Here is a 25,618-nt window from a genome sequence, read left to right as displayed (position 1 = left end):
CGTCACACCCTCGTGTCGAGGAGGCGGGCGTCGCCGTCGCGGAGGACGTCTCCCGAGGGGTCGTACTCCCCCGTCGGCGTGCCGAGCCCGGCGATGGTCTCCTGCGTGACGCGGATCGCCGTGCGCAGGCGCTGCTCGTTGACCTTCTTCATCTCTCCGATCTCATCGGCGAGAGTCGTCATGGCGTCGAGGTGGCCGGACATGACGTCGCGCCAGGCGTCGGTGGGCGCGGCGTCGATCAGCTCGCGCAGCGTCGTCGCCTCGGGCACGCCCCACTCGTCCGCCACCGCGACGACCAGTGTGTCCCGCGAGAGGGCGACGGTCGGCATCGCCGCGAGAACGCGATCGACCTCGTTCGCGGCGTGGTGGATCCAGCGGTTCCGCCCGGTCGCCAGCAGCATCTGCTGCTCGTCGAGCTTGAAGAGCAGCACCTCGAGCAGATCGCGCTCTCGCATCAGCTGCATGCTCAGGTCATGAGCGGCCACGGTGGTCACCTCGTCAGATCAATGGTCCGTGACGGGTCCCCGCCCGTCACATTCACGACTATCGCGACAACGGGATACGGGGTAACTCGGGCAGCATGGGGAGAACTCCCCATTGACAGGATCAGGGAGTCGTGCCGATGCGCGCGAGCGCGCCCAGCAGCGCGGACTCCGCGGCCTCGTCGGACGAGGCCTGGACGGCCTCCTGGTTGGCGTCGCCGATCGCGAGGACGATCTCAGCGCGGTTGATCCGCTTGTCCCGCGGGGCGTCGATGCCCACCCGCACTCCCCCGGGCGTGACCGCGAGGATCGTCACCGTGATGTCGTCGCCGATGAGGATGCTCTCGTTCGCGCGCCTCGTGAGTACCAGCATGCCGTCCGCCTTCCATGGCTGGCGCACCGACGCGCGCCCGCACACCAAACTAGCGCACGATCCCCTGGTAAATGAGAAGACCAGCGTCAAAGCCGAATGGCCTGAGCGAGCACCTCCGGCCGAAGGACCGTGCTGGCCGACAAGATCTCCATACCGATCACGTGACCCTCGGCATCGAAATCGAGGATGCGCGGTATGCGCGCTCAGTTCGCGATCGGGAGCGCAGACGACGCGATCCGGACCACGCCGACCACGTCGGTCGCGAATCCACCGGCGCCCGCCTCGTCGTACGACAGCACCGGCAGACCGCGCACCTGGGCGGCGACCATCCGGCGCACCGCGGCCCGCAGGGAAGGAGCGCATACGAGCACTGGCTCGGCTCCGGGCGGATCGATCTCCGTCACGGTACGGCGGATGCTCTCGATCAGCTGCATGGTCGCCTCGGGCGCGAGCACGATCTGCGGCTGCCCGTCGACGACCCGCATCCCTTCCAGCATCTGCTGCTCCAACATCGGATCGAACATCACGACGCGCAGGCGACCATCGTCCGCGAACCGCGCCGCGATGGCCGGCCCGAGAGCAGCGCGAGCCGCCTCGATCAGCCCCGGGGTGTCGGTCGCGGTCTTGGCGCGCAGCGCGAGCGCCTCATAGATCCGCGCGAGGTCGTTGATCGCCACTCGCTCCGCCAGCAATCCGGCCAGCACCCGCTGGATCGCGGCGAGCGACAGCATTGCGGGCGTGAGTTCCTCGACGGTCGCGGGGCTCGACTGCTTGAGGTGCTCGGTGAGCTGGCGCACGTCCTCCAGGGAGAGCAGTCGGTCGGCCTGGCTCTGCACCACGTCCGACAGGTGCGTGATGATGACGCTCGCGCGGTCGATCACGGTCGCTCCGGCCATGTCCGCTGCGTGCGACATCTCCGCAGGGACCCACTTGCCCTCCAGCCCGAACACCGGATCCGTCACCGCGGTTCCCGGCAACTGCTCGAGCCCCGCCCCGATCGCGAGCACATGCCCGCGCGGAACGGTTCCCCGGCCGACCTCGACCCCGGCGATCAGCAGCGCGTAGGTCTGCGCGGGGAGGTCGATGTTGTCGCGCGTGCGCACCGGCGGCATGAGGATGCCGATCTCGAGCGCCAGCTTGCGACGCAGCGACTTCACGCGCGTGAGCAGATCACCGGGCCCGCCGGAGGCGAGGTCGACGATGTCGGGCGAGAGCGAGATCTCCAGCGCGTGCACACGCATCCGGTCCATGAGGTCCTCGGGACCTTCGGCCGCGGCCTCCGCGGCCTCCAGCTGCTGGGCATCGGTGACGAGGGCGGCCTCGCGGGCCTCATTGGCGCGCACCCGTGAGGCCGCGAACAGCAGGACGGCGCCGATCGCGAGGAACACCAGCAGCGGCATCCCGGGGATGAAGCCCATGGCGCACGCGGCCAGTCCAGTGATCAGCAGCGCGTTCCGCGACTGCAGGAGCTGGCGTCCGGCGGCCTGGCCCATCTCGGCCTCGACGTTCTCACGGGTCACGATCATGCCGGTGGACACCGCCATGAGCAGGGCCGGGATCTGGGTGACCAGACCGTCGCCGATCGTGAGGATGCTGTACGTCTCGAGCGCGTCGCCCATCTCCATGCCGTGCTGCGCCATGCCGATGATGATGCCGCCGACGAAGTTGATCACCACGATCACGATGCCGGCGATCGCGTCGCCCTTCACGAACTTCGATGCACCGTCCATCGCTCCGTAGAAGTCCGCCTCGGCGGCGACCTCCGCGCGGCGCCTGCGCGCCTCTGCTTCGGTGATGAGGCCGGCGTTGAGGTCGGCATCGATCGCCATCTGCTTGCCCGGCATCGCGTCGAGCGTGAAGCGCGCTCCCACCTCGGCGACGCGCTCCGCGCCCTTCGTGACCACGACGAACTGGATCACGGTGAGAATGAGGAAGATCACGGCGCCGATCACGAGAGAGCCGGCGATCGTGATCTGGCCGAAGGCCTGGATCACCTGCCCCGCGTGCGCCTCGCTCAACACGAGTCGCGTGGATGCGACGTTGAGGCCGAGGCGGAACAGTGTCGCGACGAGCAGCAGGCTCGGGAACACCGAGAACTCGAGCGGCTTCTTGACGAACATCGCCGTGAGCAGGATCAGCAGCGCGAAGGAGATGTTCACGACGATGAGCACGTCGAGCAGCGGCGTGGGGATCGGGACGATGAGCAGCAGGATGATGCCGACCACGCCGACGGGCACTGCGGCCTTGGACAGGACCTGACCGATCATTCTTCTCTCGTTCTCTCGTGCGTGTGCGGTGCCGACCGGAGTCAGAGCCCGCGCTCTCTGGTGTTCGCGAAGGGCATGGTGTGGGTGCCGCGTGCGGTACCGCGGCGCTTCAGGTGCTCGATGAAGGCCAGCACCTGGGCGACGGCCGTGAAGAGCTCCTCAGGGATCTCGCGGCCGATGTCGCACGCGGCATGCAGCGCGCGTGCGAGCGGGACGTCGCGCACCATCGGCACGCCGGTCTCCTCCGCCTTCTCGCGGATCTTCTGCGCGACGACTCCCGCCCCCTTCGCGACGACCCGCGGTGCGGACGTTCCGGGCTCGTAGCGCAGCGCGACCGCGACGTGGGTCGGGTTCACGAGCACGACGTCGCTGTCGCCCACGGCGGCGATCATCCGATTCCGGCTCAGGGCGATCTGACGCGAGCGTCGCTGGGAGCGCACGAGCGGGTCGCCTTCGGTCTTCTTGTGCTCGTCCTTCGCCTCCTTCTTCGTCATGTGCGTGTGCTTGCGGTTGCGACGCATGACGACGGCGACGTCGATCGCGGCGAGGAGGATGCCGACGACCACGGCGACCTGGAGGAGCGCGACCGCGCCTCCGGCGGCCTGCTCCAGGAGCCAGGTGATGTTGTGGCTGCCGCTGGCCATCAGCACGGGCACGAGCCCCGACACCACGATCCACAGCGCCAGTCCGATCGCGACGGTCTTCAGCAGCGCCTTGACGCCCTCCCACAGCGCCTGCTGGCCGAAGACCCGCTTGAGCCCCGACACGACGTTGAACTGCTCGGCGCGCATGGTCACGCCGCGCAGATGGATACCCCCCTGGGCGACAGCCGTCGCGGTGGTCGCGAGCAGCACCACGACGAGCATCGGCAGCAGGATGCCGCCGAGCGAGGAGATCGCGGCATCCAGGGCGTCGAGCGCCGCGGCATCCGTCGGGTACTGCGCCACCTGGGCGACCCGCAGGAAGAGCTCGGTGGCGACCTGTGTGCCCGTCGCGAGGGTCGGCACCATCATGACTGCGGCGGCCGCGATGCACACCCAGGCGGTGAAGTCCTGGCTCCGGCCGATCTGCCCCTTGCGCCGGGCCTCCTTGAGACGCTGCTCGGTCGCCTTCTCGGTGCGTTCCCCGGTGTCGGCGGTGCTCATCGGATCACCCCCAGGATGGTGCGGACCGCGTCCTCGGCGATCGCGCCCACCACGCCGGGGAGCGCCGCGTACACGAAGCCGACGAGCACGAGGGTCAGGGCGATCTTGACGGGGAAGCCCATCGCGAACGCGTTCAGCGCGGGCGCGACCCGCGTGATGAGACCGAGGCCCACGTCGGCGAGGAACAGCACGATCAGCAGCGGGCCGGCGATCTGCACCGCGCTGAGCATCATCTGCCCGGCCGCGCCGACCAGAGCCTCGGCCGGGGAGGCGAGGTCGATCGCGCCACTCACCGACACGGCGTCGAACGAGCGGAACAACCCGCCGAGCACGAGCTGGTACCCGTCCGAGGCGAACAGCAGCAGGATCGCCGTCATCTGGAAGAGCCGCGTGAACTGCGCGCCGTTGATCGCCATGCCGGGGTCGAAGGCCTGCGCCATCTGGAAGCCGCCGAACGTGTCGACCAGGTGCCCCGCCCCCTGGATCGCGCTGAACAGGATCATCACGAGGAAGCCGAGCAGGGCGCCCGTGAGCGTCTGGCCCGCGAGCGCCAGGAGGAACGCCCCGGTGTCGAGGCGCTCGTACCCGACGGTCACGACCGGGGACACCGCGAGCGCGAGTCCGACGCCGAGCATCGCCTTGATGCGCATCGGAATCGTGCCGTGGCTGAACGGCGGTGCGATCACGAGGAACGCCGTGATGCGCACGCACGCGAGCGAGGTCGCCTCGAGCCAGGTGAAATCGATCGGGATGTCCATCAGCCGCCGTTCAGCAGCCCGGGGATGCGCGCGAACATCTCGTTCGAGAACGCGATGAGCTCGGCGATCATCCAGTGCCCGCTCACGAGCAGCGCGATGCCGACCGCCACGAGCTTGGGCACGAAGGAGATCGTCATCTCCTGCACCTGGGTGATCGACTGCAGCAGGGAGATCGCGAACCCGACCACGAGAGCCGTGATGAGCAGGGGCGCGCAGAGCTTCGCGCCGAGGATCAGCGCCGCCTGCCCGATGTCGATGACCGCCTCGGGGTTCATCCGCCACCTCCGCTGTACGACTGCACGAGCGCCGTGATGACCATGCCCCAGCCGTCGATCAGGAGGAACAGGAGGATCTTGAACGGCAGCGAGATCATGACCGGCGGGAGCATCATCATGCCCATCGACATCAGCGCGCTCGCGACCACGAGATCGATCACGAGGAACGGCACGAAGATCACGAAGCCGATGAGGAACGCCGCCCGAAGCTCGCTGAGCATGAACGCGGGCACGAGGGTCTGCAGACCGATCGCGGAGACGTCCGCGGGGTTGTCCATCTGTGCCGCGCGGTGCATCAGCGCGATGTCCTCCTCACGCGTGTAGGCGAGCATCCACTGCCTCAGCGGTTCCTGCGCCAGTTCGAAGGCGCGCCCGAAGTCGATGTCACCCGCGGTGAAAGGGCTCACCGCGACCGCGTTGATGTCGGTGAGCACGGGCCACATGATGAACAGCGTCAGGAAGAGGCTGAGGCCGGCCAGGACCTGGTTGGGCGGGATGGAAGGCAGCGACAGCGCGTTGCGGGTCAGCGCGAGCACCACGAAGATCTTGGTGAAGCTCGACATCATGAGCAGCAGCGCGGGGGCCACACTGAGCACCGTGATGCCCAGCAGCGTCATGATGCTGTCCGACGGCGTGCCGTTGATGCCGTTGATCGTCACGCCGCCGCCGGTGCCGTCACCCGAGTCCGTCGGGTCCGTGGTCGCCGCATGCGCCCCAACTGTGGTGAACAGCACCCACAGCATCGCGACGCCCAGCGCGATCGCGACGACGATCGCGGCACGTGGCAGACGTCGTTCGCGCGCAGACGGCGCGGAGACGGACGCGGCAGGGGGCACGGCGGCACTCCGGAGAAGGGTGTCGTGGCCGATCCGTAGCCGAGGGGGCGAGCGATCCGTGCTCGTGGACGACTATCGCGACATCGCGTGTCTCCGGTAACCGCGGCGAGGGCGGTTCACGCCACCGAACGGAGAGCGCGGTCGACGATGTCGTTCGGCGGCTCGATCTCGGCCGTCGTCTCCTCGACGCCGACCTCCTCGACGGGCGGGGCCTCCTGCGTGTCGACGACGCTCACTCCGCTCTCGGTCACCCCGAGAACATAGCGGATGCCGCCGAACTCGGCGACGACGAGCTGCGTCTTGCCGCCGAGCCCCGTGCGTGCGACGACCGTGATCTTCTCCGGCCGCGGCTTCACCCGCTCGCGCGGACGGGATGCCGGGCGGCCACGCGTCGCGGACGTCGGCCGCGACGGCAGTCTCGCCGCGAGCGAGCCGAGTCCCTTCGGAAGCAGGCCGGACAGGGGACTCTCCCCCCGCGCCTGGCTCTTCTGCAGCCGTCGGCTGAGGAACAGCAGCAAGCCGAGCACCGCGGCCAGGGCGACCACCGCGCGCAGAGCGACGAGCAGGTCGTCCATGGGTCAGACGACCTCGGCGCCGTCGAGGATCCGCTCGACGCGGATCGCGAAGTCGCCTTCGGCCACGACCACCGTGCCGTGACCGATCAGTCGGCCGTTGAGCTTGATGTCTGCGGGCGAGCCGGCGGCCCTGTCCAGCTCCACCACGCGTCCCGGCTCGAGCGACAGCACGTCGCGCACCGGCATCCGCGTCCGTCCGATCTCGACGACGAGCTCCATCTCCACACCGGCGATCCTGCTCAGCCGCTGAGGGCCGGCGGGGGACGCCTGGGTACCCTCGACGCGCACAGCCGCGCGCGCCACGACAGTTCCTGCGGCGTCGACCATGTCGAAGACCTGCGTCCCCGCTTCCGCGAACACGGATGCCGCGGGCATTTCCTCCCCCGCAGCGAGCGTGCCGGTGCCGAGCACCGCGACCGCTGCCTCGAGGATCGGGTGCAGCCGGTCGGCGAGCGGCGCGGACGGCGATCCGTCCTCGAGCTGGGACGGGTCCAGCACCTGGATCGCGATCCTCGCACCCGGGGTGCCCGTGAACGTCGCGACGATCGCGGAGCCCACGGCCCCGGGATCCGTCGACGGCGCGGGGATCACCGGATAGCCGAACGGCAGCCTGCCGGCGATCGCCGCGGCGACGGCCGTCTCGTGGAAGGTGCTCATCAGTGGGTCTCCTCAGAGGTGGTCGAGATCAGGCAGGTCAGTCGCGAACCGCGGCTGCCGGGAGTCGCGAGCGCGATCCTCGTGTTCCCGGCGACGAGTTCGAAGGGGGAGGTCTCGGGATGCGGCAGTCGGAGCAGATCTCCCGGGGCGAGGTCGAGGATCTCCCCCGCGCCGATCGTGAGCGGCGCGAGCCGGAGGGTCACCTCGAGCGGCGTGCTGCGCACCTGCTCCACGGTGTGCGCCGGGGTGTGCGCCGCCGCGGCATCCAATCCGCTGGCGGCGAGGCGGTCGGCGACCGCAGACGCCGGGATCATGACGGTGGCGGTGGTCTCGGCGTCGCCCAGGCGCATCGAGTACCGGGCGACGATCACGGCAGCCGCAGCGGAGATCACCTGCATGTACTGGGGGTTGTAGTGCACGGCGGAGAAGCGCGGCTCCCCCGGCAGCAGACCGTCGAGCCCGGCGTGCAGGTGCTCGAAGGTGTCCTCCATGAGGTGGCGCACGAGTGCGAGTTCGATCGGGGTGAACGTGCGGGCCTCGGGCAGCGAGGTGCTGCGCCCGCCCATCATCTGCACGACCCACAGCAGAGCGCTGTCGAGCCCGAACTGCACCACGCACGGTTCTTCGCGCCCGACCAGCGAGCCGACGACCATGGCCGTCGTGAGCGGGAGCGTCTCGGCGTACTCCTCGTACGACACGAGCTCCACGCGTTCGAGCGCGAGGTGCGCGCGGACCCGGACCTTCGCTGTCAGCTGCGCCGACCACAGGCGGGCGAAGGCCTCGAAGCCCGCCTCGAGGTGGCGGATGCTCTCACGATCCAGCTGTGCGGGACGGCTGAAGTCGTACGCGGGGTACTGGTCCGCCGCGTATTCGCGCACGGACCCGGCGGTCGGCGCGGCGGCCACGGCGGTCTCGTCGACGGTGATGGTCACAGGTCTCTCATTTCGCTGCGGCTCCCTGGACGATGGCGGGGATGAGGGCACGCACCTGCTCCTCCTCGTTCGACTCGACGACGATGTCGACGCGCCGGTTGCTGGCCAGCGCCTCCGGCGAGTCCCCCTGCACGATCGGGCGCGTGTCCGAGTACGCGGTGGCCTTGACCCGCGGCCCCGCGATGCCCTCGTGCTCGACGAGGAAACGTGCGACCTGCGTCGCCCGACCGCCCGAGAGCTCCCAGTTCGTCGGGAACGGGTATGCCGACACCCGATGGTCCGCGTGCCCCTCGATGCTCACCTGGTTGTCGACGGTTCCCAGCACGTCCCCGATCGAGTCGAGCACCGCATCCGCTGTGCCCGACAGGTCGGTGCTGTTGTCGCCGAAGAACGTCTCGGCGCCGATCAGTCCCACACTGAGACCGCGGTCGTCGATCACGAAGTCGACCGTGTTCTGCAATCCCTGGGTGGTCAGGGCCGCGAGCATCCGCTCCTTGAGCTCCTCGAGCGACTCGACCTCCGCCGTCGCGCGGGCGGTCAGGTCGGCGGGCGTGGTCAGGTCGACCACGCCGTCCTCGTCCCGCATCTCGGGCGGCACGACGACGCCCTCCGCCGTGTCCGCCCCGCCCGAGTGTGTCTCCTCCTGCCCGAACCCCGAGGCGAGGCTGTTCGCGAGGAGCTGGAACTTGGTCGCGTCGACGCTCGAGATGGCGAACAGCACGATGAACAGGCACATCAGCACCGTCACCATGTCGGCGTAGGAGACGGCCCAGCGCTCGTCCGGCTCGTCGTGCGAGTCGTCGCCGTGGCCGCGACCCCGTGCCCGCCGCGCGGTGCTCACGCCGCATCCTCGCTCGCGGACGCCTTGGCCTTCTTGGCCTTGGGCCGGACGGTGGACAGGGCCTCGAGGCGCTCCTGCAGCAGGTGCGGGGCGCTTCCGGCCTGGATCGCGAGCATGCCCTCGGCGACCAGCGTCATGCGCTCGAGCTCCACCGCGCCGATGCGGTTCAGTCGTCCGGCGATCGGGTTCCAGATGAAGTTGGCGGACAGCAGGCCCCACAGCGTCGCGACGAACGCCGCGGCGATCATCGGACCGAGGTGGTCGGGTTCGTCGAGCTTCTCGAGCACGTGGGTCAGGGACACCACCGTGCCGACGATACCGATCGTGGGCGCGTAGCCGCCGAGCGAGGCGAAGAACTTCGCCGCGACGCGGTTGCGGGACGAGGCCGCCTCGATCTCGTCGTCCATGACGGTCCGCAGGTCCTCCGCGTCGGTGCCGTCCGCCAGTGCCTGCAGCGCCTGTCGTGTGAAGTCGTCCGGCGCGCCGTCGAGCTCCTGCTCGAGCGACAGCAGACCCTCGCCGCGGGCCTTCTCGGCGTAGCCGACCAGGAACGGGATCACCGCCTCCGGGGTCATGCGGGGACCGCGCACCATGCGGCCGAGGCTCTGCACCGCGAGCTTGGTGTCGCGCAGCGTATGGCTCGCGATGCCGACGCCGATCGTCGAGCCGATCACGAGGATCATGGGCGCCGGGATGAACAGGGCCTGGAAGCTTGCCCCTTCCATCGTGATCATGGCGACGAGCGCGCCGAAGGCGAGGACGACGCCGATGAGGAATGCGGGATCCACGATCAGACCTCGGTCCGGGCGGCCGGTGCGTGGGACGTCAGGGCCTGCGCCGCGCCGAGCACGCGCGCGCGGTAGTCGACGACGAGCGCGATCACGGCATCCATGTCCTCGCGCACCACGTAGACGTGGCCATCCACCATGTGCAGAGTCGTGTCCGGCGACTCCTGGATACGCTCGATCAGGTCGGGGTTGACCGCGAACCTCGTGCTGTCGAGGCGGGTGACGGTGATCATCGGGCGTTCTCCGGAGTTCGGATGGAGGGAGTCTGCCCCGACTATCGCGACGCGGCCCGCCCCGGGTAACCAGGACGGGCCGTGTGCGTGGAGGCGTGGACGAGGATCAGCGCTTGAGCTGCGTGAGCTCCTGCAGCACCTCGTCGCTCGTCGTGATGATGCGGGCGTTCGCCTGGAAGCCGCGCTGCGCGACGATGAGGTTCGTGAACTCCTGCGACAGGTCGACGTTGCTCATCTCGAGAGCGCCCGAGACGAGGTTGCCGAAGCCGGCCTGTCCGGGCTCGCCCATGCGGACGGCCCCCGAGTTGACCGACACCCGGTACGCGGTGCCGCCGGCCTTCTCGAGTCCCTCCGGGTTGCCGAAGGTCGCCATCGCGATCTTGGCGAGGGTCTGCGTGGCGCCGTTGCTGAAGGTCCCGACGATCGACCCGTCGCCCGTGATGCTGTAGGACTTCAGCGTGCCGGCGGCAGCGCCGTTCTGCTCGGTGACGGCGACGGTCGAGAGGCTGGCGTAGCCGGTCACGGCCGTGAGGTCGACCGAGACGGCGCCGGCGGTGAGCGTGAGTCCCGCGCCGGTCTGCTTCCCGTCCGTGAACGCGAGCGCTCCGGCGGCGCCGCTGACGGGCTCGGTGACGCTCCAACCGGTGGCGGTCTTCGTGAACGTGAGGCTCAGCGTCGAGGGCGTCCCCTGCGCGTCGTACACCGTCACGTCGCGGACCAGCTCGTCGCCGACCGCGGCCGTCGAGGGCAGGTTGCCGGTCACGCCCGCGGTGGTCGTCGCCCGCGCCGGGGAGACCGCGTCGAGCGGGAGCACGATGTTGCCGACGGCCTGACCCGTGTTCACGGCGCCGTTCTGCGCCGACCAGCCCTGCACGATCGCGCCGTCGGCGGTGACCATCTTTCCCGTGGGGTCGAACGTGAAGCCGCCGGCACGGGTGTAGAGCGTCTCGCCGCCGGAGCGCACCGCGAAAAATCCGTCGCCGGAGATCATGAGGTCTCCCCCACGACCCGTCGCCTGCGCGGAGCCCTGCGCGAAGTTGGTGCGGACGCCGGCCACCTGCACGCCGAGGCCGACCTGGGCGGGGTTGCGTCCACCGACCTGATCGTCGGGGATACCGGGGTTGCCGATGAGCTGCGACAGCGAGTCCTGGAACAGCACCGAGGAGCCCTTGAAGCCGGCGGTGTTCACGTTGGCGATGTTGTTGCCGGTCACGTCGAGCATCGTCTGGTGCGAGCGGAGCCCGGAGATCCCGGAGTAGAGCGAGCGAAGCATGAGGTTCTCTCTTCCTGTGTGGAGCGGGGGTCAGGCGGCCGGGGCGGCCGGAGTGGTCGTGGAGGTGACGCCGGTGATGGCGTCGAGGGCGACGGTCTTGTCGCCGATGGTGACCTGCGGGACGGGGCCGTCGAACGACACCTTGGTAACGATCCCGGTGACGGTCTTCCCGTCGGCATCCTTGTAGCCGGCCTCCTGGCCGATCAACGCGGTCGCGGCCTGCCGCATGTTGAGCGCGAACGCCTCGGAGCCGCTGTCGGCGAGCGACGTGAGCTGCTCCATCATGGCGAGCTGGGTGGTCTGCGCGATCATCTCGTTGGTGTCCATCGGACTCGACGGATCCTGGTGCGTGAGCTGGGTCACGAGGAGTTTGAGGAACACCTCGCCGTCGAGCACCTGCTTGCGGGATGCGGGGTCCGTCGTGCTGCCGGTGTACATCGAGCTCGACGCGTCGATCGGCGTGTTCGCGGTGATGGGGATCGTCATGTGATCGTCCTCTCAGGCCAGGATGTCCAGGCCGGAGCCGGGGATGGATGCGATGGTCGTGGCGGGGCTCTGCGGCGCGTGGTCGCGTGTGTCGGCGGTGACAGGAGCGCCGTGCGCGTCACGGCCGGAGTCGCGCCCCGTGGAGCCCTGCTCCCCCGCGCCGCCCGCAGACGTCTGTCCGCCGCGATCGGCTCCGGCGTCGGCACCCGTGCCCTGCGCGATGCTCAGCGTGGCGTGCGGCATGGCTCCGGCGAGGTCGCGGCGCAGGTCGGTCACGATGGCGCGCAGCGCGTCACGTCCGGCATCCGTCGCCCCGAAGAGCTCGACGCGCACGTCGCCGCCCTGTCCGATGTGGGCGCGGATCGTCACCGGTCCGAGAGAGTCCGGGTTCACGGTCATCGTGAGCTGGTGCACGCCGCTCGGGCGTTGGGCGATGCTGACGACCACCGGGGACACCTGCGCCGTCACGGCGCGCGCGACGGGCGATGCGGGTGCCGCGCCGTCGAGGGGCGCTGCGGTGACCGTGGGCGTCGCCGGAACCGCGGCCGCTATCGAGGGCGTCGGCGGCGCGGATGCCGGGGCTCCGCCCTCCGCAGGCGACGCCGCCCCTGCGGAGGCGGTGGAGGTCGGCGCGGGTGAGGCGACCCCGGCCGATGCCATGGGGAGGGACACGACGGGAGCGCTGCTCGCACGGGACGCGGAGGCGCTCGCGGCAGCGCCCGCTGTCGCGGCAGGGGGCGGCACGCCGTCGGTCGACACGGTCGCGCCGTCCGCGAGATCCGGCTGGACGGAGACGCCCGGAGCGCCACCCGCGACGAGCGCCGCGGGTGTGCCCGTCGGGGACACCATGCCCGCCGACGTCGCGACCGTCGCCCGCGCGGTCGGTTTGTGCGGCAGGCCGCGCTCGGCGGAAGGCTCCGCCTCGCCGTCCACGGGCGTCGCCGGCGAGTCGGTCAGGGCGACGGGCGGGACCGGAACCGACATCCCGTGGACAGGGAGCGTCGTCCCGGCGGTCGACGGGATGAGGTGCCCCGTCTCCGAGGTTCCCGCCTCCGCGGTTCCGGGATCCGCGGTTCCGGGCTCCAAGCCTCCGGCCTCCGCGGCAGACGCGCCCTCAGTTCCCGTCTCCGCCGCCACGGCATCCGCGGCGGCCGTCGACTCCGAACCCGCGATCGTGGGCATCAGCGCGAGAGACGTCGCAGCGAGCAGAGAGGATGCGTCATCGCCATGCACTGCTCTGAGGCCGTCGACTCCTTGCGTCGATGCGTCATCCGATCTCGGAACCGTCTCCGCGATCACGTCGACACCCGCCGCCGTCAGCACCTCCGCGAAGCGCGTCCCCGGGTCACGTCCGGGTCGCGCGGCGGAGGCCTGCCCCCGCGGCGCGGCGTGCAGGACATCCGCCACGCCGACCGCGCTCACGCGGCGCTCCCCTCGGGCCGACGGCCACGCACGGTCACGATCTCGTCCAGCGCCGCCTGCTCCGTCGCGAGCTCCTGCCGCATCTCGTCGACGCGATGCGCCTCCTCGAGGCGCTCCAGCCCCTTGAGGTCGCGGCGCGCCTCGACATGAGCGGCCTTCGCCTCGCCCTCGCTGACACGCCGCATCTCGACGAGGGCCTGCAGGTCGCTGAGCGTGCTCCGCCCGGCGGCACGGGCGGCGGCCATCGCGAGCAGGGTCGCGGAGTCGTCGATCCGGTCGCTGATCTCCGCGAGGCTCGTGACCGCCGACTGCTCCGCCGCCTCGGCGCGGGCGCGCTCCGCGCTCGCGCGGGAAAGGTCCTCCGCGGCCACGCGCTCCTGGGCGCCGCGCACGCGAAGCAGCCCGGACAGGGTGAAGGTCATGGTGTCAGTCCTCCGAACTCGTCGGTGAGAGCAGCGAGCCGCTGCCAGGAATCGTCGGATGCGGTGAGATCGTCCATCCGCTGGGTCAGGAACCGGGAGATCTCGCCGTCGTGCGCGATCGCGGCATCGACCAGCGGGTTCGCACCCTGCCGATACGCGCCGATGTCGATCAGATCGTTCGCGGAGCGACGAGCGGCGAGCACACTGCGCAGCGCCACAGCGGCGGCGCGCTGATCGGGGGTCGTGATCTTCGAGACGACGCGCGACACCGAGCCGAGCACATCCACCGCCGGGAAGTGCCCCCGAACCGCGAGCGCACGGTCGAGCACGACGTGCCCGTCGAGGATGCCGCGCGCCGCATCCGCGATCGGCTCGTTATGATCGTCGCCGTCCACGAGGACCGTGTACAGACCGGTGATCGAGCCGGTGATGCCGGTACCCGCCCGCTCGAGAAGGCGGGCGAGGACGGAGAAGGTGGACGGCGGGTAGCCGCGCGTGGCCGGAGGCTCCCCCGCGCTCAGCCCGATCTCGCGCTGCGCCATCGCCACACGGGTGAGCGAGTCCATCATGAGCACGACGTCGAGTCCGTCGTCGCGGAAGTGCTCGGCGATGCGCGTCGCCACGAACGCCGACCTCATACGCGCCATCGCCGGCTGATCCGAAGTCGCGACGATGACGACGGACCGTGCAAGGCCGTCCGGTCCCAGGTCGTCCTCGATGAACTCCCTGACCTCGCGGCCGCGCTCGCCGACCAGGGCGATCACCGTGACGTCGGCGCTCGACCCGCGGGCGATCATCGACATGAGCGAGGACTTGCCGACGCCCGATCCTGCGAACAGCCCGAGTCGCTGGCCGGTGCCGACCGGGGTCATGGTGTCGAGCACGCGCACGCCGAGGCCCAGCTGACGATCGATCCGTCGACGATGCAAGATGCTCGGAGGCGCCTGGTCGAGCGCGACGCGCCCGGCTCCCGCGTCGATCGGGCCTCTGCCGTCGATCGGCCGCCCCAGACCATCGAGCACCCGTCCGAGCAGGGCACGCCCTGTCGGCACCTGCAGCGGCGCGCCCGCGTGGCGCACGCGGGCCCGTGCGGTGATGCCGCCGAGACGTCCGAGAGGCATGCACCGGGCGGTCCCGCCATCGACCGCGACGATCTCGGCGTCGACCGGATCGCCGTCGAGCACGTCGATGCGCACGCGGTCGCCGACGGCCGCGTCGATGCCGCGCACCTCAACCCCGAGACCCATGACGGAGCGCACGGTGCCCGAGCGTTCCGGACGCGCGGCACCCAGCGCACGATCCCAGGAGGCCGTGACGGTCATCGTGAGCCACCGCCCTGCTCGTCGCCGCGGAGCTCGTCCCCGCCCGGCTCGTCGTCCACGCCCGGCTCGTCGTCACCGCGCAGAGCGGCGCGCACGCGCGCGAAAGCAGCCTCGATGCGCGCGTCGACCGCGCCGTCGTCGATCTCCACGACCGATCCGCCGTCGTCGACCGCGTCGGAGGCGACGAGCTCGACCTCGCCGATGGTGGCCATCGCCTCGCCGTCCGCACGCAGCGTGCGGGCGTCGCGCGGGCTGAACGACACACGCGTCCACCGACCCACCGGCATCTCGTCGAGGGCTCGGCGCAACGCGTGCGCGGCGGAGCGGGCAGGATCCGAGAGCTCCGCGCCCACGATCGCGGACGCGAGTTCGACCGCGAGGTGCTCGATGCGATCGGCGTCCAGGTGGGCGACGTCCGTCACGCGCTGCTCCAGTGCCGCACGCGCGCTGCGCACAGCATCCAGCGCCGCCTGCGCCCGCTCGACGAACGCCGCCTGCATCTCCTGCATCCTGAGTGCCTGCTCGGTCTGCTCGACCTGCGCCCTGTCCAGAGCGATGCGGCGTCCCTCGGCGAACCCCTCGGCGTAACCGCGCGTGCGGGCTCGGTCCGTCTCGCCGCGCAGGTCGATCGGCGTCTCGCCCACGCGCGGCACCACCAGGGGGGTGAAGACGGGATCGAGCACGGTGCGCACCTCGGATGTCGATGAGGGGGCCAGTCCATGGTCCGGAGGTCGAGCTATCCGTGCTCGCTGCCCACTATCGCGACGCTCCGACGACGCCGTAACCGTCGACCGCTCACTCGACGAGTTCATCCTCGTCCTCACGGGAGATGGTGATCTCCTCGGCCGCCTCCAGCTCGCGGATGACGCGGACGATCTCTGCACGCGCCTCGTCGACCTGACGCATGCGCACCGGCCCGAGCACCCGGGTCTCCTCGGCGAGGTTCTCCTTGTTGCGCTCGGTCATGTTCGTGCTGACCTTCTCGACGATCTGCTCGTCCGCACCCTTGAGCGCGAGCGCGAGGATGCGCAGATCGAGGCCTCGCAGCACCCGCTGCGTGTCGCGGTCCTCGAGACGTGCGATGTCGGCGAACGTCACCATGCGACTGCGGATGTCCTCCGCGAGGGCGAGATCCCGCCCCTCCAGGCTCGCGAGGAGCGACTTCTCGAGCGCGGTGTCCGAGCGATTGATGATCTCGACAAGTGGCTGCACGCCGCCGATCGCCTCGTGGTTGTCGCGCATCGCGAAGACCCCGGTCCGCGACCGCAGCGAGTCCGCGACGATCGAGATCGCCTCCTGGGTCGCTGTGCCCATCGTCGCGATCGCCTGGGCGACGTCGGTGCGGAGAGGATCCTGCAGGGCGGCGAGCACCGCGGCGGCCCGATCGGCCCGGAGATTGGCGAGCACGACGGCGACGGTCGTCGGAAGCTCCCCCTCGATCACGGTCGCGAGCTGCGCGGGGTCGGCCGCGTTGAGGAAGTCGAACGACACAGTGCCCTGCGACATCACCCGGCCGACCATGCCGACGGCTTTCTCTCGCCCGAAGGCCGTCTCCAGCAGACCCGTCGCGAGTTCCTGACCGCCGCGCGAGGGCACGGAGCCACCGGTCGCGATGCGTCGGAACTCCGCGAGCGCACGGGCCGTCGACGCGACATCGACACCGCCGAGCTGGGTGAGCTCGGCCGCGAGCATCTCCGAACGCTCCTCGCCGAGGTGCCGCAGCACCTCCGCGCTCGCTGCCCTGTCCATGTTCATCAGCACGATCGCGGCCTTGCGCAGCCCCGTCATCTCCGCCGCGGGCGCGGTCGCCGTCTCCGCGGTCGTCACCTCGACCGTGTCGGCCTGTGCGTCGAGGATCTCGGTCAGCCCGCTCATACCCTCGCCTCGTCCATCAGATCGGCCAGAGCGCCGGCGGTCGCCTGCGGCTCGCGCTTCGCGAGGTCGTCGATCTCCCGGCGACGTCGCTCCACGAGCACCTTGTCGGGCTCCGGCTCGTCATCGACGTCGACGGCCGCCGAGGGCAGCAGCCTGGTCGGGCCGGGCAGCGGAATCGCGTCGGGGTCCTTGAGGTCGCGCAGCGAGCGCAGCTTCTGCTCCTCGTCCTCGGTGACGGTGGCGAAGTACTCGATCGGCCCGTCGTCGGTGTACATCACTCGCCGCTTCATACGTCGACGCACGGCGAGGAACACCACGAGGATGACGACCGCCAGCAGGATCGACCCGCCGATGATCGCCGAGCGGATCAGCTCCTGCTGCATCTCCGCCGCGCGCTCGGCCTCGGCCGCCTGCAGGGCGGTCTGCGCCGCCGTCGCTCCGGAGGTCGCGAAGTCGACGAACTCGACGGCGATCTCGTCGCCGCGGTCGACGTCGATGCCGGCGGCGGAGGCCACGAGAGCCTCGATCTGGTTCGCCGTCACGCCCGTGACCTCTCCGCGGTTCACGGCGATGCTCACGGTCTGGCGCGTGACCTCGCCGGCCGGGGTGATCGTCTTCTCGGTCGTCTTGTTGACGGCGTTGCTGCGCGAGGTCTCCTCGAACTCGTACTCTCCGTCGCCGGTGGCCCCGTTCGGCACCGCGATGTTGTCGGGACCCAGGACGCCGGCGTTCCCACCGGGTCCGGCGCCGCCCGTGTAGGTCTCGGTCTTCGTCTGTTCCGAGGGGCTGAGCGCATCGTCCGGCGCGGTGTAGGTCTCGTCGAGACGCTCGGACGTCGAGTTCGCGACATCCGCCGAGACCGTCACCGTTGCGTTGCCCGGGCCGACGATCGTGTCGAGCATGCTGCTCACGGATGCCGCGACCTTGGCCTCGTGCTCGGTGGCCTGCTTCGACGAGTTGCCGCTGATCCCCGCGCCGACGGCCGAGAGCACGCGGCCGTTCTGATCGGTGACGGCGACGTCCTCCGGCGTCATCCCGGGCACCGCCGCGCTCGTGAGGTGCACGATCGCCTCGATCTTCTCGTCGCTCAGGGTCGATCCGTTGCGCGTCTTCACGAACACCGAGGCGGTCGGGCTCTGCTTCTCCGAGACGAACACGCTCTCCTCGGGGATCGCGAGCTGGACCGAAGCCGTGGAGATGCCGTCCATCGCGCCGATCGTGCCCGCGAGCTCGCCCTCGATCGCGCGCTTGTACGTCACGGACTGCTGGAACTCGCTCGCCGTCACGCCCATCTTGTCGAGCAGCGTGTAGCCCTCGCTCGTGTCGCCGGGAAGGCCCGCGGATGCCGCGGCGAGACGCTGCGCGTACACCTGGTCGTCGGGCACGAGGATCGTCGCCCCGCCCTCGGTGAGCTCGTAGCCGACGCCGGCCGACTTGAGCTGCTCGACGACGGCCGACGCATCCCCAGCGCTGAGGCCTGTGAAGAGCGGACTCATCTGCGGACGCGTGAGCCACGCGCCCAGCGCGACTGCTCCCATCACGAGCAGGGCGACGCCGATCACGGCGATCGTGCGCTGCGCGACGGTGAAGCCCGACACGACCTGTTTGGCGCGGCCGTAGTAGGTGGTGAGCACGGTGGGCATCGTCAGGCCTGCATCCTCATGATGTCGTTGAACGCGGCGACGCTGCGGTCGCGCACAGCGACGACGAGGTCGAGGGTCACCGAGGCGCGTGCCGAGGCGATCATCGCCTGGTGGATGTCCTGCAGGTCGCCCGTGACGGCCTGCACCGCGAGTTCGTTCGAGGTGGACTGCAACTGCTGGAGGTTCTCGACTGCGCCTGTGAGCGAGGTCGCGAACGAGCCGGAGGACGCCGGGGCCGTGGCATCCGCTCCCCCCGTCTCGAAGCTCAACGCCGGCAGCGGGCTGACGCCCACGGCCGACACGGGACCGATCGGCATGCTCATCAGCTGCGTCCGATCTGCAGTGCGGCCTCGTACGTCGTCTTGGCACGGTCGACCACGGCGGCGTTCGCCTCGTAGCCGCGCTGCGCGATGATGAGCATGCTCATCTGGTCGCCGAGGTCGACGTTCGGATACTGCACGTAGCCGTCCTCGTTCGCATAGGGGTGCTCGGGGTCGTAGACGAGCTTGGGCGTCGCCTCGGACTCCACGACGCCCGCGACGTACACCCCGGGGCTCTGCGTGCCGGCCTGCACCGTGACGAGCTTCTCGCGGAAGGCCTCCTGACCGGGAGGCGTGGCGGTGTTGACGTTGGCGATGTTGTCGCTCAGCGCATCCAGCCACTTGCGGTGCGCGGTGAGCCCGGTGCCGGCGATGCCGATCGCGTCGAAGGTCATGCCGAGGCCTGGCCGATCGCCTTCGAGATCGATGCGGCCTGACCGCCGATCGCCTGGCTCGCGAACTGGAAACGCAGCACGGTGTCGATGTTCGAGAGGGTCTCGGTGTCGAGGTTGACGTTGTTGCCGTTCAGCCGCGTGGGTTCGAGCGAGCGCTGGACGGTCGGCGAGACGGTGCCGGACCCGTCGGCCACGGCCGCGCGCAGCTCGTCCTCGAAGCGGACCCGCTTCGCGTGGTAGTCGGGCGTGTTGACGTTCGCGATGTTCTCGGCGATCGATCGCTGGCGCAGCGCCAGACCGTCGAGAGCGCTGATGAGCGCGGAGGAGGTGACGGATTCGAGCACGGGGGCACTCCGGGACGTGGTGGGAGAGGCCGATCCCTGGCCAATCGTCGAGCGATCCGTGCTCGATGCCCACTATCGCGACAGCCCGACCGCCGCGTAACCGATTCAGCCCTGGACGTCCAGATAGGCCGGTGCGTCGGATGCCGAGGTCGGCACGCGCCGCAGCGCGGCGAGCTCGCGTGCGACGTGCGCTCGCGACATCGCGAGGCTGTCGAGCATCATCTTCTGTCGCGCGAGAATCGCCTCCGCGCGCTCTCGGAGGTGCTCCGGCACTGGTCCGGCCGGCGTCTCGAAGCGCTCGTCGAGCTGCTCGTCGGCGGCGTCGAGCGCCCGCTCGAACCGGTCGAGCACCGCGAGCCACTCGCCGAGGTTCTCACTCACGGTCGTTCAGGCGATCGCCGAGACCGCGACCGCGGGCGTCGTGGCGACGGAGGCCGCGGCCTGATGCCAGGCATCGCGGAGCGGAGCGACGATCTCACGGCACTCCGCCGTCACGTCACGGTCGTGCGAGAGGTTGGCGGTGAGGAGCTGCGACGTCAGGTACGTGTACACGGCACGGAGCTGCTCGGCACCGTCCCAGGCGTCGGTCAGGGTCGCGCTGAGCTCCGCGACGATCCACTGCGCATGCGTGAGGTGCGTGCCTGCTGCGGGCCAGTCGGCGGCCTCCTGAGCGACGGCGGCGCGGTCGATGTCGACGAGCAGCCGGTCGTAGAGGAGGACGAGCAGGCGCTCGGGCGAGGCCGATGCGACCTGCTGCTCGAGGTACTGCTGCTTGGCGCGAGCGAGGGATGCGGTCGTGGACATGCGTGGGATCTCCGAGGGTCAGAGGCGGCGATCAGGAGGACTTGGGGGTGAGGCCGGCCAGCTGCGACTCCAGCCACGAGGACTGCGACTGCATCTTGGAGAGCTGCACCTCGAGCTGCGCGTAGGTGCGCTCGAGCGTCGCGCGGCGCTGCTCGAGGCGGATGTCCCAGCGCTCGACCTGCGTCTTGAGCGTCTTGACCTCGGTCTCCTGCCCGGTGATCCGCTGCGTGAGCAGTCCGTCGTACTTGTCCGAGTACTGGTCGGTGACGCCTTCGAGGCGGGCGCCGACGGCCGAGAACACCTTCTGCGTGGCCTGCGGGTCGTCGGCCAGGGCCTTGGCGAACTTGTCGGCGTCGAAGGCGAGCACGCCCTTGTCGTCGATCGAGATGCCGATGGTGGACGGCGAGACGCCGTCGACGGGATGCTGCACGGCGTTGGCGAGTGCGGTGCGCAGGGTCCGCACGGCGCTGTCGCCCGTGAACACGCCGAGCGTCGTGGTCTCCCCGACCTTGCCGACCGTGGCCTTGGAGCCGTTGTCGATGCGGGTGAGGAGCGTCGCGACCTCCTTGATGAAGGCGGCGGCTGTGGTGGACTGCGCCTTCGCGTCGAGCGCGACGTTCACCGTCACGGGGTCGGCGCTGACCTGGGACACGGTGACGGAGATGTCCTCGCCGACCGCGATCGTGTTGCTCGCGCTCGTGAGGGTCTGCTCGGCGGAGGTTCCGGCGAACAGGCGGATGCGGGCGTCGCTGCCCTGGCTGATGATCGCCGCCCCGGTCTGGGTCGACAGGTCCGTGGACACTCCGGCATCCACGTCCTCGGCCGTGCCGCGGTGCAGCGTGAAGCGGGCGTCCTCTCCCGTCTCGGTCGAGGTGAGCTGGATGCGCGACAGGGGCTTGCCGTCGCCGTCGACGCCGGCCGGGACGACGGTCGCGGACACTCCCGCGTTGGCGGCGTTGATCGCCTTGGCAAGTTCCTGGGGGCCGGTGCCGACAGGCGTGATCTCGGTCTGCTCCCCGTCCGCGGCGACAAGGGTGAAGGGCCCGCCCCAGGCCGTGGCGCCGCCGGTGGCGGTGACGATCGAGTGGGAGCGGGCGACCGCGTCGACCACGACGCCGGTCGAGAACGCGCTGGCCTTCGGGCCTGCGGTGACCGTCACGCTCTCCGCGGAGGAGGTCGCGGTGAACGCCGCGAGCGAGGATGCACCGCCCGCGGTCTTCGCCTTCTCCATGAGGTCCTGCAGCGACTTGTTGAGCGACTGCAGGTTCGTGATGATCGAGTTGCGGTCGGTGATCTTCGCGGTGATCTGTGTCTTCGGGATCGCCGAGACGTTCATGAGGGCGTCGATGAGCTCTGCGGTCTTGAGACCGGAGACCAGGCCGTCCAGCTTCATCCTCGTGCGCCTTCCGTGCGTGCGGGTGCGGGTTCCTCGGGGAAGGCGCCCGAGCGGAGGGAAGTCCGCCCGGGCGCCCGTGCTCTGTCAGTGCGGGCGCCAGGAGCGCCGCGACTCAGCGGAGCAGCTGCAGAACGCCCTGGCCCGACTGGTTCGCCTGCGCGAGCATGGCGGTGCCGGCCTGCTGCAGGATGTTCGAGGCGGTGTACTTGACCATCTCGGCGGCCATGTCGGTGTCCGCGATGCGGCTCTTCGCGGCGGAGAGGTTCTCTGCCGAGACCTGCAGCGAGTTGATCGTCGACTCGAAGCGGTTCTGCACGGCACCGAAGCCGGCGCGAGCCGTCGAGACGTTGGTGATCTGCGTGTCGATCGCGGCGATCGTGGTGAGCGAGTTCGCCGCGGTGTCGACGGTGAGGGCCTTGACGGCGGCACCCAGACCCGAGAAGTCCGTGAGGGTGACGTCGATCTGGTCCTCGGCGGCCGTGGAGCCCGCGCCCACCTGGAACGTCAGCGTGTCACCGCTGTTCAGCAGCTTGATGCCGTTGAAGTTCGTGCTGGCGGCCACGCGGGTGAGCTCGTCGCCGAGGGCGTCGATCTCCGTCTTGATGGCCGTGCGGGAGTCGGCGTTGTTCGAGTCGCTACCGGCCTGCACCGCGAGGTCGCGGACGCGCTGCAGGATGGAGTGGACCTCGGTCAGGGCGCCTTCCGCGGTCTGGATGACCGAGATGCCGTCCTGGGCGTTGCGGGCAGCGACATTCAGGCCGTTGACCTGCGAGCGCAGGCCCTCGGAGATGGCGAGGCCTGCGGCGTCGTCAGCAGCACGGTTGATGCGCAGACCGCTCGAGAGCTTCTCGAGCGACTTCGACACGTCGTTCTGGTTGACCGACAGGTTGCGGTAGGCGTTGAGGGCGCCGACGTTGGTTGCGATCTGAAGACCCATGTTGTTCCTCCGTGGTTATGGGATCGAATGCGGGTCCGTCCGTGGACCTGCATACCCCACATTCGCGACATGCTCGGTTCGCGTAACCACCGGTGCCGACGAGTTTCATGGAACGTCAGCCCGCGGCGAGGAGAAGGGGCGCTCGGACGTCGTCCGCCGCGCGCACGGCACCGAACAGCGCCTCGAAGAAGTCCGCCTTCGCCTTCGTCGAGCGATCGCCGGTCGTCCCGCTCTCCCAGGCCTCCATGGCCTCGCGCATGAGGGCGAGTCCGCGCGTGCGCAGCTTCGACACGTAGGCGTGGCTGACCGCGAGCTCCTCGGCGATGTCTTTGACCATGCGGTCGTCCATGTAGATCCCGCGGATCACCTGCCGCATCGCGGCGGGAAGCGCATCCACGACCTTCGCGAGCATGTCGCGCATCTCGTTCTGCTCGACGGCGTGCTCGGGCAGGATCAGCGAGTCGGTGAGGTCGGCCGCCTGGCGTCCGGTCTCGGCGTCGAAGTGCTCCTCGAAACTGGTGGCGCCGCGGACCATCTCGTCGAGCTGCATCATCTCGACGACGGCCTCGACATCGAGGCCCGACTCACGCGCGACCTCGGCGACGGATGCGGCGCGTCCGGTGCGGGCGAGCACGACCTCGCGCGCGGCGCGCACGCGTTCGATCTTGTCCCGTCCCCGCTCTCCGGCGGGGTCGGCGCGGCGCATCTCCGACAGCATGGCCCAGTTGATCTGACTGCTCGCGAAGGAGCCGAAGGGGATGCCGCGGGACGCGTCGAACGTCATGGCTGCGCGGGCGAGCCCCAGGCGGGCGGCGGAGAGGAGGTCGTCGAGATCGACGTGCGCCGCCGTCCGCGCCTTCTCGACGGCCAGGAACGTCGCCAGCGGCATGTTGTCGCGCGCGAGTTGCTCGGCGGACATCGGCGATTCGGGGACGGAGACGGAATCAGTAGAAAGTGCAGAATGACTCAGCAATGTGACTCCGTAGCTCTATCGACTGGTTTATCAGTGAAAATAGCACGAAGATCACGTAATCAAAGAAAAAGTTTGCACGCCAGACAATCCGCTCCACGAGCGGGATCGCGCGGGAACCGGAGTCAGGCGCGCGAGTCGCGCAGCTCGCCGCCCGCGAGCACGAGCGAGAGCCCCCGGCGGCCGCGGGTGAACGGCACCGAGATCACGGCGATCGCCACGACGAGAGCACTGACGATCCCGATGACGCCGACGATGGTCTGGGTCGAATCGGCGACGGGTTCCGGGAGCTGGCCGAGCACGGTCGCCGCGGTGTAGGGCACGCCGACGACGGCAGCTCTGGCGAGCCGTCGTCCGAGCGCCCGGCCGCCGTCCGGCCACTCCGGGGCGAGCCACACGAGGCGCTGTCCGATCGAGGCCCCCGTCGACACGATCGCCGGGATCACGACGACGAGGAGCAGGGCGCCGACGCCGATCACCGCGACCTCCGCGAGGTTCTCCGGCACGCCGGGACCCGAACCTCCCGAGAGGATCAGCTTCGGCACGAGCAGTGCCAGCGAGACGACGGTGACGGCGATCTGCACCGCGATCGCGTCGAGGATCATCCCGAACCAGCGCCGCCACACCGTGACCGGGCGCGGCGTGCGGCGCTCCGCCCGCAGCTTCTTCGCACTCGGCATCCATGCCAGGACGACCGGAGCGATCAGCACGCCGATCGCGGCGCCCGCGGTGTTCGCGATCAGGTCGTCGACGTCGGCGACGCGGTAGGCGCATTCGAAGAGGCCCCAGACACCCGTGAGCTGCGTCGTCTCGATCGCTAACGACAGCAGCGCGCCGAGCAGGATCGAGACGACAGGACCGCGATTCCAGTAACGCCGCGCGATGATACCGAACGGCACGAAGAGCGCGACGTTCAGGACGACCTGCAGCGTGGCACGGCTCGTCAGCGTGCGCAGCAGTGACAGCCCCTCGGTCTCGCGGAGGATGTCTCCGATGGAGTGGCCGGGAACGAGCTCGAGTCCGCCGCCGCCGGCGCCGCAGTTGGCCCGCAGCTCGGGTATCGGCAGCAGCGTATAGGCCACGAGCGCGACCGCGTACACGCTGACCGCCGCTGCACCCAGCAGACGACGGAACGATAGAGCACCGTAGCGACGCGTCTGCACCAGCAGCATGGGGACCAGGACCGCCGAGAACAGCAGCGCGCCGCCGATCAGCCCGAACCACGCCTGCCACGTCCATCCCGCCACCCCATAATCCTATGAGAGACGAGCGGAAACGAGTTTTCGACGGGGTTCGAAGGAGCGAGAAAAACCAGGTCGGAGGGCTTTTCTCGCGGTCACAATAGATGCTCACACGGTCGGAGTCAACGCCTCGGACGAATTTCGCCGATTATCGAATTAACCCAATCCGAACGCGGGCACGCATCCGAACCCCCTGCATGACGCTCTCCCCCTCCGCGCCATTCGCTTCGCTGTCTCGCATCGCCTCCGCGGTGCGGGCAGCCGTGCCCCAGCTCGCCACCTTCGGCGGCGTGGGACTGATCGCCTTCGTCGTCGACGTCGGCGGATACAACCTGCTCCGCGCCACCGTGATGCCCGATCAGGTCATCTGGGCGAAGGTCGTGTCGGTCGTCGTGGCGACCGGCGTCGCCTGGCTCGGGCATCGATACGTGACGTTCCGTTCGACGCGTCGTCCCACGGTCGCGAAGGAGCTGCTCCTGTTCCTCCTGGCGAACGGCGGCGGACTGCTCATCGCCTCCGCATGCCTCTTCGTGTCCCACTACGTGCTCGGCTTCACCTCCGCGCTCGCCGACAACATCGCGGGCAACCTCGTCGGGCTCGTGCTCG

32 protein-coding genes are annotated in these 25,618 nt (G+C 69.8%); 1 reads left to right on the top strand and 31 read right to left on the bottom strand.

The window, feature by feature from the left end; translation table 11 throughout:
• Positions 1-2: 2 nt before the first annotated feature.
• The 31 genes from flgN to MRBLMX7_RS00010 all read right to left on the bottom strand — a co-directional run bounded on the left by flgN (position 3) and on the right by MRBLMX7_RS00010 (position 25,018).
• Complete coding sequence (flgN, locus tag MRBLMX7_RS00160; protein WP_363365688.1) at positions 3-485, bottom strand: flagellar export chaperone FlgN; 483 nt, start codon at positions 483-485, stop codon at positions 3-5.
• 121 nt (positions 486-606) lie between these two features.
• Positions 607-855 carry a carbon storage regulator CsrA gene (csrA, locus tag MRBLMX7_RS00155; RefSeq protein ID WP_363365687.1) on the bottom strand — a complete coding sequence of 83 codons (249 nt, stop codon included), beginning with the start codon at positions 853-855 and terminating at the stop codon, positions 607-609.
• 86 nt (positions 856-941) lie between these two features.
• Complete coding sequence (locus MRBLMX7_RS00150; protein WP_363370746.1) at positions 942-1,043, bottom strand: DUF2283 domain-containing protein; 102 nt, start codon at positions 1,041-1,043, stop codon at positions 942-944.
• 15 nt (positions 1,044-1,058) lie between these two features.
• Positions 1,059-3,122 carry a flagellar biosynthesis protein FlhA gene (locus tag MRBLMX7_RS00145; protein WP_363365686.1) on the bottom strand — a complete coding sequence of 688 codons (2,064 nt, stop codon included), beginning with the start codon at positions 3,120-3,122 and terminating at the stop codon, positions 1,059-1,061.
• 41 nt (positions 3,123-3,163) lie between these two features.
• Positions 3,164-4,267, bottom strand: coding sequence for an EscU/YscU/HrcU family type III secretion system export apparatus switch protein (locus tag MRBLMX7_RS00140; protein WP_363365685.1), 1,104 nt, complete (start codon positions 4,265-4,267; stop codon positions 3,164-3,166).
• Positions 4,264-5,025 (bottom strand): flagellar biosynthetic protein FliR, encoded by a 762-nt coding sequence (locus tag MRBLMX7_RS00135; RefSeq protein ID WP_050720825.1) that lies wholly within the window; start codon positions 5,023-5,025, stop codon positions 4,264-4,266. The genes MRBLMX7_RS00140 and MRBLMX7_RS00135 overlap by 4 nt, the downstream gene beginning before the upstream one ends.
• Positions 5,025-5,300 (bottom strand): flagellar biosynthesis protein FliQ, encoded by a 276-nt coding sequence (gene fliQ / locus MRBLMX7_RS00130; RefSeq protein ID WP_363365684.1) that lies wholly within the window; start codon positions 5,298-5,300, stop codon positions 5,025-5,027. Before fliQ ends, MRBLMX7_RS00135 begins: the two co-directional genes overlap by 1 nt.
• Positions 5,297-6,043, bottom strand: a complete 747-nt coding sequence (gene fliP, locus MRBLMX7_RS00125; RefSeq protein WP_082297457.1) for a flagellar type III secretion system pore protein FliP — start codon at positions 6,041-6,043, stop codon at positions 5,297-5,299. The genes fliQ and fliP overlap by 4 nt, the downstream gene beginning before the upstream one ends.
• A 209-nt stretch (positions 6,044-6,252) precedes the next feature.
• A complete protein-coding gene (locus tag MRBLMX7_RS00120; RefSeq protein WP_363365683.1) occupies positions 6,253-6,711 on the bottom strand; it encodes a flagellar biosynthetic protein FliO in 459 nt (152 codons plus the stop codon).
• Between the two features lie 3 nt (positions 6,712-6,714).
• Positions 6,715-7,368 (bottom strand): FliM/FliN family flagellar motor switch protein, encoded by a 654-nt coding sequence (locus tag MRBLMX7_RS00115; RefSeq protein WP_363365682.1) that lies wholly within the window; start codon positions 7,366-7,368, stop codon positions 6,715-6,717.
• Positions 7,368-8,300: a flagellar motor switch protein FliM gene (locus MRBLMX7_RS00110; RefSeq protein ID WP_363365681.1), complete on the bottom strand. Its 933-nt coding sequence runs from the start codon at positions 8,298-8,300 to the stop codon at positions 7,368-7,370. The genes MRBLMX7_RS00115 and MRBLMX7_RS00110 overlap by 1 nt, the downstream gene beginning before the upstream one ends.
• A 7-nt stretch (positions 8,301-8,307) precedes the next feature.
• Positions 8,308-9,141 carry an OmpA/MotB family protein gene (locus MRBLMX7_RS00105; protein ID WP_363365680.1) on the bottom strand — a complete coding sequence of 278 codons (834 nt, stop codon included), beginning with the start codon at positions 9,139-9,141 and terminating at the stop codon, positions 8,308-8,310.
• Positions 9,138-9,929: a motility protein A gene (locus MRBLMX7_RS00100; protein WP_050720818.1), complete on the bottom strand. Its 792-nt coding sequence runs from the start codon at positions 9,927-9,929 to the stop codon at positions 9,138-9,140. The genes MRBLMX7_RS00105 and MRBLMX7_RS00100 overlap by 4 nt, the downstream gene beginning before the upstream one ends.
• A gap of 2 nt (positions 9,930-9,931) precedes the next feature.
• The gene (locus MRBLMX7_RS00095; RefSeq protein ID WP_050720817.1) at positions 9,932-10,162 is read right to left on the bottom strand and encodes a flagellar FlbD family protein; all 231 of its coding nucleotides are present in this window, start codon (positions 10,160-10,162) and stop codon (positions 9,932-9,934) included.
• Between the two features lie 106 nt (positions 10,163-10,268).
• The gene (locus tag MRBLMX7_RS00090; RefSeq protein ID WP_363365678.1) at positions 10,269-11,435 is read right to left on the bottom strand and encodes a flagellar hook protein FlgE; all 1,167 of its coding nucleotides are present in this window, start codon (positions 11,433-11,435) and stop codon (positions 10,269-10,271) included.
• Positions 11,436-11,465: 30 nt separating this feature from the next.
• Complete coding sequence (locus MRBLMX7_RS00085; RefSeq protein ID WP_363365677.1) at positions 11,466-11,921, bottom strand: flagellar hook capping FlgD N-terminal domain-containing protein; 456 nt, start codon at positions 11,919-11,921, stop codon at positions 11,466-11,468.
• A gap of 12 nt (positions 11,922-11,933) precedes the next feature.
• Complete coding sequence (locus tag MRBLMX7_RS00080; protein ID WP_363365676.1) at positions 11,934-13,343, bottom strand: hypothetical protein; 1,410 nt, start codon at positions 13,341-13,343, stop codon at positions 11,934-11,936.
• Entirely contained in the window at positions 13,340-13,765 is a 426-nt protein-coding gene (locus MRBLMX7_RS00075) for a hypothetical protein (RefSeq protein ID WP_363365675.1), read from the bottom strand. Before MRBLMX7_RS00075 ends, MRBLMX7_RS00080 begins: the two co-directional genes overlap by 4 nt.
• Positions 13,762-15,087: a FliI/YscN family ATPase gene (locus tag MRBLMX7_RS00070; protein ID WP_363365673.1), complete on the bottom strand. Its 1,326-nt coding sequence runs from the start codon at positions 15,085-15,087 to the stop codon at positions 13,762-13,764. The genes MRBLMX7_RS00075 and MRBLMX7_RS00070 overlap by 4 nt, the downstream gene beginning before the upstream one ends.
• The gene (locus MRBLMX7_RS00065; protein WP_363365672.1) at positions 15,084-15,770 is read right to left on the bottom strand and encodes a FliH/SctL family protein; all 687 of its coding nucleotides are present in this window, start codon (positions 15,768-15,770) and stop codon (positions 15,084-15,086) included. The genes MRBLMX7_RS00070 and MRBLMX7_RS00065 overlap by 4 nt, the downstream gene beginning before the upstream one ends.
• A gap of 112 nt (positions 15,771-15,882) precedes the next feature.
• Positions 15,883-16,962: a flagellar motor switch protein FliG gene (fliG, locus tag MRBLMX7_RS00060; RefSeq protein ID WP_363365671.1), complete on the bottom strand. Its 1,080-nt coding sequence runs from the start codon at positions 16,960-16,962 to the stop codon at positions 15,883-15,885.
• The gene (gene fliF, locus MRBLMX7_RS00055; protein ID WP_363365670.1) at positions 16,959-18,605 is read right to left on the bottom strand and encodes a flagellar basal-body MS-ring/collar protein FliF; all 1,647 of its coding nucleotides are present in this window, start codon (positions 18,603-18,605) and stop codon (positions 16,959-16,961) included. The genes fliG and fliF overlap by 4 nt, the downstream gene beginning before the upstream one ends.
• 2 nt (positions 18,606-18,607) lie before the next feature.
• Positions 18,608-18,928 carry a flagellar hook-basal body complex protein FliE gene (gene fliE / locus MRBLMX7_RS00050; RefSeq protein ID WP_363365669.1) on the bottom strand — a complete coding sequence of 107 codons (321 nt, stop codon included), beginning with the start codon at positions 18,926-18,928 and terminating at the stop codon, positions 18,608-18,610.
• Positions 18,928-19,320, bottom strand: coding sequence for a flagellar basal body rod protein FlgC (gene flgC, locus MRBLMX7_RS00045; RefSeq protein WP_050720808.1), 393 nt, complete (start codon positions 19,318-19,320; stop codon positions 18,928-18,930). Before flgC ends, fliE begins: the two co-directional genes overlap by 1 nt.
• Complete coding sequence (locus MRBLMX7_RS00040; RefSeq protein ID WP_050720807.1) at positions 19,317-19,664, bottom strand: flagellar basal body rod protein FlgB; 348 nt, start codon at positions 19,662-19,664, stop codon at positions 19,317-19,319. The genes flgC and MRBLMX7_RS00040 overlap by 4 nt, the downstream gene beginning before the upstream one ends.
• Positions 19,665-19,769: 105 nt before the next feature.
• Positions 19,770-20,045, bottom strand: coding sequence for a hypothetical protein (locus tag MRBLMX7_RS00035; protein WP_363365668.1), 276 nt, complete (start codon positions 20,043-20,045; stop codon positions 19,770-19,772).
• 6 nt (positions 20,046-20,051) lie between these two features.
• Positions 20,052-20,468 carry a flagellar export chaperone FliS gene (gene fliS, locus MRBLMX7_RS00030; RefSeq protein WP_363365667.1) on the bottom strand — a complete coding sequence of 139 codons (417 nt, stop codon included), beginning with the start codon at positions 20,466-20,468 and terminating at the stop codon, positions 20,052-20,054.
• A 31-nt stretch (positions 20,469-20,499) separates the two neighbouring features.
• Positions 20,500-21,861, bottom strand: a complete 1,362-nt coding sequence (gene fliD / locus MRBLMX7_RS00025; protein ID WP_363365666.1) for a flagellar filament capping protein FliD — start codon at positions 21,859-21,861, stop codon at positions 20,500-20,502.
• A gap of 115 nt (positions 21,862-21,976) precedes the next feature.
• The gene (locus tag MRBLMX7_RS00020) at positions 21,977-22,801 is read right to left on the bottom strand and encodes a flagellin (protein WP_363365665.1); all 825 of its coding nucleotides are present in this window, start codon (positions 22,799-22,801) and stop codon (positions 21,977-21,979) included.
• A 115-nt stretch (positions 22,802-22,916) separates the two neighbouring features.
• A complete protein-coding gene (locus MRBLMX7_RS00015) occupies positions 22,917-23,720 on the bottom strand; it encodes a sigma-70 family RNA polymerase sigma factor (protein WP_363365663.1) in 804 nt (267 codons plus the stop codon).
• Between the two features lie 176 nt (positions 23,721-23,896).
• On the bottom strand, positions 23,897-25,018 hold the full coding sequence (locus MRBLMX7_RS00010) for a VanZ family protein (protein WP_363365662.1): 1,122 nt from the start codon (positions 25,016-25,018) through the stop codon (positions 23,897-23,899).
• 191 nt (positions 25,019-25,209) lie between these two features.
• Between MRBLMX7_RS00010 and MRBLMX7_RS00005 the strand changes: the two genes are divergently transcribed.
• Positions 25,210-25,618, top strand: a 409-nt coding sequence (locus tag MRBLMX7_RS00005) for a GtrA family protein (RefSeq protein ID WP_363365661.1), incomplete at its 3' end; no start/stop codon positions are given.

This window comes from Microbacterium sp. LMX7-1.2, from assembly GCF_040675935.1.
GTDB lineage: Bacteria > Actinomycetota > Actinomycetes > Actinomycetales > Microbacteriaceae > Microbacterium.
This window is presented reverse-complemented; position numbering and strand designations above follow the sequence as displayed.